Origin of the sequence: uncultured Planktosalinus sp., from assembly GCF_963973675.1 — a bacterium.
Lineage (GTDB): Bacteria > Bacteroidota > Bacteroidia > Flavobacteriales > Flavobacteriaceae > Planktosalinus.
Map to the genome: position 1 here is coordinate 1 of NZ_CAXBAN010000326.1, position 3,047 is coordinate 3,047.

General features: G+C 37.0%; 2 protein-coding genes and 1 pseudogene. 1 reads left to right on the plus strand and 2 read right to left on the minus strand.

All coding sequences use genetic code 11. The annotated features are described in order from the left end of the window. Window positions 1-235: 235 nt before the first annotated feature. Window positions 236-694, minus strand: coding sequence for an Lrp/AsnC family transcriptional regulator (locus AACY61_RS11355; RefSeq protein WP_339611701.1), 459 nt, complete (start codon window positions 692-694; stop codon window positions 236-238). 152 nt (window positions 695-846) lie between these two features. Between AACY61_RS11355 and AACY61_RS11360 the strand changes: the two genes are divergently transcribed. Beyond that, window positions 847-2,046: an aminotransferase class I/II-fold pyridoxal phosphate-dependent enzyme gene (locus tag AACY61_RS11360; RefSeq protein WP_339611700.1), complete on the plus strand. Its 1,200-nt coding sequence runs from the start codon at window positions 847-849 to the stop codon at window positions 2,044-2,046. A gap of 84 nt (window positions 2,047-2,130) precedes the next feature. On the opposite strand, the pseudogene AACY61_RS11365 reads toward AACY61_RS11360, so the two are convergent. Then, window positions 2,131-3,047: pseudogene (locus tag AACY61_RS11365) on the minus strand (hypothetical protein); the annotation flags it as partial.

Genomic DNA, 3,047 nt, shown 5'->3' on the forward strand with positions numbered 1-3,047 from the left:
TTCATGATGACTTTTTTAAAATGAAGTACAAAAATACAAATCTACAATAGATTCAAGAAGGTTTTAAAACTAAAAAAAAAATGAGTTGATGATTTATAGAATCAATTTGTATAATTTTAGTTTTTTATAAAATCATTTTTACTGATTTCTTTGCAATTCGTTGAGAAGATTCTGAAAATGAAAAATATCAATCAAATTGATCAATAAGGACTACTATCGCTTTTAAGTTAATAAGTTATATAACGACAGCAGTTTCACTTTTCACCTCGTTTATGACAAAAGAACTTTGCGTGCTGCCAATATGCTTTAAAGTAGTGAGTTTATTCACCATAAACTCCCTGAATGCTTCCATATCTCTCACACAAACTTTTAATAAATAGTCATATTCACCACTCACATGAAAACATTCCATAACCTCCTCCAAGCCGGCCACCTCTCTTTCAAAATAAACAACATACTCCTTAGTGTGTTGTACTAACTTAATTTGACAAAAGACAATGAGTGATTTATTGAGCTTTTCCTTGGAAACCAATGCCACATAACCCTTGATGAAACCAGCTTTCTCAAGCTTACGAATACGTTCATAAACCGCCGTAACTGATAAGTTTAATTGTAAAGAAAGTTGCTTGTTGGTTTGCTTACTGTCTTTTTGAAGTAAGAACAAAATCTTTTTATCTATCGCATCCAATCCCAACATTTTTTCATGATTTTAAAGGTATGCTGCTAAAATATAGAAATATATATTGTATATTATAAAAACTATAGAATTTATTTTTAAATTTTTTAAGTATGATTGAATTTGAAACTACATTTCTATATTTTTGATGAAAATAAAAACATAAAATTATGAAATTCAATCCAGCTGATAAAATTCAAGACCTTCAGTATTTTGGCGAATTTGGTGGTGTGAACCCGTCCATTTCTGATTCTTCTACCTATACATTTCTTTCTGCAAAGACCATGTTTGACACCTTTGAAGGCAATGCTGATGGATGCTATTTATATTCAAGACACTCGTCGCCCAGTAATCTTTATCTGGGTCAGGCATTGGCAGCAATGGAAGGTACAGAAACAGCCAATGTTGCAGCTACCGGAATGGGTGCCATCACTGCAGCAATAATGCAATTGTGCAAAAGTGGCGACCACATTGTTTCAAGTCGCACTATATATGGAGGTACATACGCTTTCCTTAAAAACTTTGCACCCGGTTTTGGAATCAATACCTCCTTTGTTGATATTACAAACCTTAATGAGATTGAAGCTTCAATTACGAATCAATCCAAAGTTTTGTATTGCGAAACAGTTAGTAACCCATTACTGGAAGTGGCAGATTTAGCAGCACTTTCAAAAATTGCCAAAAAACACAATCTGACTCTAATTGTAGACAACACCTTTTCTCCCTTGAGTATATCTCCGGCACAAATGGGAGCCGATGTCGTAATCCACAGTTTAACCAAATTTATCAATGGAAGCAGTGATACAATGGGAGGAGTCGCTTGTGGCACTCAAGGATTTATAGACTCCTTAAGAAGTGTTAATGATGGTGCTAACATGTTGCTGGGTGCTTCAATGGACAGCTTGAGGGCTGCTTCTATACTTAAAAATATGCGTACGCTTCACATCCGTGTTAAACAACATAGTAAAAATGCACAATACCTTGCAGAAAAATTTGAAAATGATGGTATAAGAACAGTCTACCCGGGGCTAAAATCTCATGCAAGTCACGACTTGTTTAAGTCAATGTTCAATGAAGAATATGGCTTTGGAGGCATGCTGACAATTGATGCCGGTTCGCTTGAAAAGGCAAACGAATTGATGGAAATGATGCAGGATAAAAACCTGGGGTATCTGGCAGTAAGTTTAGGATTCTACAAAACTCTTTTTAGTGCACCCGGAAGCTCAACGTCTTCTGAAATTCCTGAAGAAGAACAAAAAGAAATGGGACTAACAGAGGGACTCATTCGCTTTTCAATTGGTCTTGATAATGATATCGTTCGTACTTATCAGGAAATGAAAAACTGTATGAAAGCCGTTGGAATTCTCTAATGTAAAATTAACAAACTTATTGGAAAGGCTTTTGATGAGTCATCAAAAGCCTTTGAGTTTAAACTAATTTTAAAAGTTCTTAGTCTAGTCAGCTTTTACTAATTCAATAGTAAAATTCGTTCCATTAGGCTGAACCTTGATGCTTGAATTTGAAGTATTGGTGAAAAGATATAACTGCTGCCAGGCACTCAAATAAATCAACTTTGTTTTAGAAACCGAAATTGTTTCATTATTTCTCAAACTTGCATAGGTCGTTGAACCAGGTACATTATCATTACCCCACCCAATAGATAAATAAAAACGAGGGCTTGAGGTTCCTCCTCCTGACTTTTCTATAGTTACAGAATAAGAAACTCTGTAAACACCGGATACAGTTACCTGAAAGTTATTGTTGTTTGCGTTTATTCCATCGGCAAAGGCAATCTGTCCAAAAGCAATAGGCTGATATTGATTAAGCGCTGTTGCACCTGAAGTTTTATAAACCTCAGCAAAACGTTTGGTATCTGCCCCGCCGGCAGATCCGACTTCCTGCCAACTAGCTCTACCATTGGCATCAGAGGTAAGCACTTTTCCGGCTCCTTCATTGCCGTCAACAATCCGTAAAGCTCCATGAACATGAAGTTTATCAGTAGGGGTGCTGGTCCCAATACCTACCTTGGTACCTTCCCATGAGGTAACGGCTGTGTTGTTTCCAAGTATGAGTGTATTGGGTAGATTTGCAACTGCTCCTGTACCTACTGCGGTGGCATTTTGACCAGAAGCCTCACTGTTAAAACCAAGTGCACTGGAATTTTGTCCACTGGCTGCAGCACTATTACCCATAGCTGTTGAATTGTTTGAGGTAGCGTTAGCAAAATTACCTATCGCCATCGATTGAAAACCTGAAGCCGTGGCATTATATCCAATGGCTAATGCTTCATTGCTGTTTGCACGTGAAAGCCTGCCCAATGCTAGGGCATTGTTTGGGTTGGCATTGGATTGAAAACCAATGGAAATTCCTC